The 2,772-nt window shown below is 59.6% G+C and carries 3 protein-coding genes; 2 read left to right on the top strand and 1 reads right to left on the bottom strand.

Going from position 1 to position 2,772, the window contains the following annotated elements:
• Positions 1–561 (bottom strand): YggS family pyridoxal phosphate-dependent enzyme (locus tag PHS32_RS24110; RefSeq protein WP_301082168.1); only part of this gene is annotated, 561 nt, incomplete at its 3' end.
• 35 nt (positions 562–596) lie between these two features.
• On the opposite strand from PHS32_RS24110, the gene PHS32_RS24105 reads away from it, so the two are divergent.
• Together PHS32_RS24105 and PHS32_RS24100 are read left to right on the top strand one after the other, a co-directional pair.
• Positions 597–1,640, top strand: coding sequence for a type IV pilus twitching motility protein PilT (locus tag PHS32_RS24105; protein ID WP_301082166.1), 1,044 nt, complete (start codon positions 597–599; stop codon positions 1,638–1,640).
• 72 nt (positions 1,641–1,712) lie between these two features.
• Positions 1,713–2,772: PilT/PilU family type 4a pilus ATPase (locus tag PHS32_RS24100; RefSeq protein WP_301082165.1), on the top strand; the 1,060-nt coding region annotated here is incomplete at its 3' end.

The raw sequence follows: 2,772 nt of genomic DNA, 5'->3' as shown, positions 1-2,772 counted from the left end.
TACCACCCTGACCCTCGCAAACAGGGCGCAAGCAGCTACAAAATCAGGAGCCGGCTCGGGAATGCTCATGATGCCGCGCAGGCGCAAGTTGGGCAGCTCGGCCACGCGCTGGGCGAGCGCCAGCGCCTCGCCCGGCGCTACGCCCGACTTGCTGGCGCCACCATCCACGTTGACCTGAATACAAACCTGGAGCGGTGGCCGACCGGCCGGGCGCTGCTCGCTCAGACGTTGTGCAATCTTGAGTCGATCCAGCGTCTGCACCCAGTCAAAGTGCTCGGCCACCAGCCTTGTCTTGTTGCTCTGGATCGGACCGATGCAGTGCCACTCAAGCGGCAAATGGCGCAAGTGACTGATTTTCTCCACCGCCTCTTGGATGTAGTTCTCGCCAAAGGCGGTCTGTCCGGCTTCAAAAGCCTGCGTCACGACCTCGGGATCAACGGTTTTGGAGACGGCCAGCAGGGTGACCTCGCTGGCCGCACGGCCGGCGGCCTGGCACGCGGCCGCGACGCGCGCGCGAACACTTTGCAGTTGGATCTGAAGTTGTTTTTGATTCGTGGTCATAATTACCGTAAGCGTAACAAACCATCGGGAACTTTGTGGACATAACCCAATTACTGGCCTTCAGCGTCAAGAACAAGGCGTCTGACCTGCACCTCTCCTCCGGTCTGCCCCCCATGATTCGCGTCAATGGCGACGTGCGGCGCATCAACGTCGAAGCGCTCGATCACAAGCAGGTGCATGCCATGGTGTATGACATCATGAACGACTCGCAACGCAAGGTGTATGAAGAGTTTTGGGAGGTCGATTTTTCGTTCGAGATTGAAGGGCTGGCCCGCTTTCGGGTCAATGCCTACAACCAGCAACGCGGGGCGGGTGCCGTGTTTCGGACCATCCCGAGCAAAATCTTGACCCTGGAGCAATTGAACGCACCGAAGATTTTTGCCGATCTGGCGCTCAAACCGCGCGGTCTGGTGCTGGTGACCGGCCCCACCGGCTCCGGCAAGTCGACCACCCTGGCGGCCATGGTCAACTTTCTCAATGAAACCGAGTTCGGCCACATCCTGACGGTGGAAGACCCGATCGAGTTTGTGCACGAGTCCAAAAAATGTCTGGTCAACCAGCGCGAGGTTGGCACCCACACGCTCAGTTTTGCCGCCGCACTGCGCTCGGCCCTGCGCGAAGACCCGGACGCCATTCTGGTGGGCGAAATGCGCGACCTGGAAACCATCCGCCTGGCCATGACCGCCGCCGAAACCGGCCACCTGGTGTTTGGCACCTTGCATACCTCCAGCGCTGCCAAGACCATTGACCGCGTCATCGATGTCTTTCCGGCCGAAGAAAAAGAGATGGTGCGCGCCATGTTGTCCGAATCCCTGCAGGCCGTGATCTCGCAGACCTTGTGCAAAACCAAGGACGGCCAGAGCCGGGTCGCGGCGCACGAGATCATGCTCGGCACCAGTGCCATCCGCAATTTGATCCGTGAGGCCAAGGTGGCGCAGATGTATTCGAGCATTCAGACCGGCAACAGTGTGGGCATGCAAACACTGGATCAGAACCTGAGTGATCTGGTCAAACGCAACATCATCAGTCCGTCGGAAGCGCGCTCGAAAGCCAAGATTCCGGAGAATTTCCCCGGCTAAAGCAGGGCTCCCACGCTGGTCACGGCGTGTGTTGCGCTGCCCCTACGACCCAATTAACAACGAGGTGTTCTCATGGAACGCGATCAAGCCACCAAATTCATCAACGATCTGCTCAAGCTGATGATCAGCCGCAACGGCAGTGATTTGTTCCTCACGGCCGAGTTTCCGCCTGCCGTCAAGGTGGACGGCAAGGTCACCAAGGTCTCGCCCCAAGCGCTCACCGCGGCGCACACCATGTCCTTGGCGCGCTCGATCATGAGCGACAAGCAGGTGGCTGAGTTTGAACGCACCAAAGAATGCAACTTTGCCATCGCACCGCCCGGTGTTGGCCGTTTTCGCGTCAGCGCCTTTATCCAGCAGGGCCGGGTCGGGTTGGTGTTGCGGGTCATTCCGCTGAGCGTGCCCACTATTGACGGCTTGGGTGTGCCCCCGGTACTCAAGGAAGTGGCCTCTGCCAAGCGCGGCTTGTGCATTTTGGTGGGCGCCACCGGCTCCGGCAAATCGACCACCCTGGCCGCGATGGTTGACTGGCGCAACGAAAACTCGTTTGGCCACATCATCACGGTGGAAGACCCGATCGAGTTTGTGCATCAGCACAAAAACTGTGTGGTGACCCAGCGTGAGGTCGGAATCGACACCGACAGTTGGGAGGCGGCGCTCAAAAATACCCTGCGCCAGGCGCCCGATGTGATTCTGATGGGCGAGATTCGCGACCGCGAAACCATGGAGCATGCGGTCGCGTTTGCCGAGACCGGGCATTTGTGTCTCGCCACCTTGCACGCCAACAGCGCCAACCAGGCGCTGGACCGCATCATCAATTTTTTCCCTGAAGAGCGCCGCGCGCAGTTGCTGATGGACTTGTCGCTCAACCTGAAGGCGCTGGTGTCGCAGCGGCTGATCCCGAAACAGGATGGGCGCGGGCGCTATGCGGTGGTCGAGATCATGCTCAACACCCCGCTCATCTCCGACATGATCTTCAAGGGCGAAGTCTCCGAGATCAAGGAAATCATGAAGAAAAGCCGCAACCTGGGCATGCAGACTTTCGACCAGGCTTTGTACGACGCCTACGAAGCCAACCTGATCACCTATGAGGACGCCCTGCGCAACGCCGATTCACTCAATGACCTGCGCC

It is taken from the genome of Rhodoferax sp., from assembly GCF_028714215.1.
GTDB lineage: Bacteria > Pseudomonadota > Gammaproteobacteria > Burkholderiales > Burkholderiaceae_C > Rhodoferax.
The sequence above is the reverse complement of the archived record's forward strand: the minus strand, read 5'-3'. Positions and strand labels throughout refer to the sequence as shown.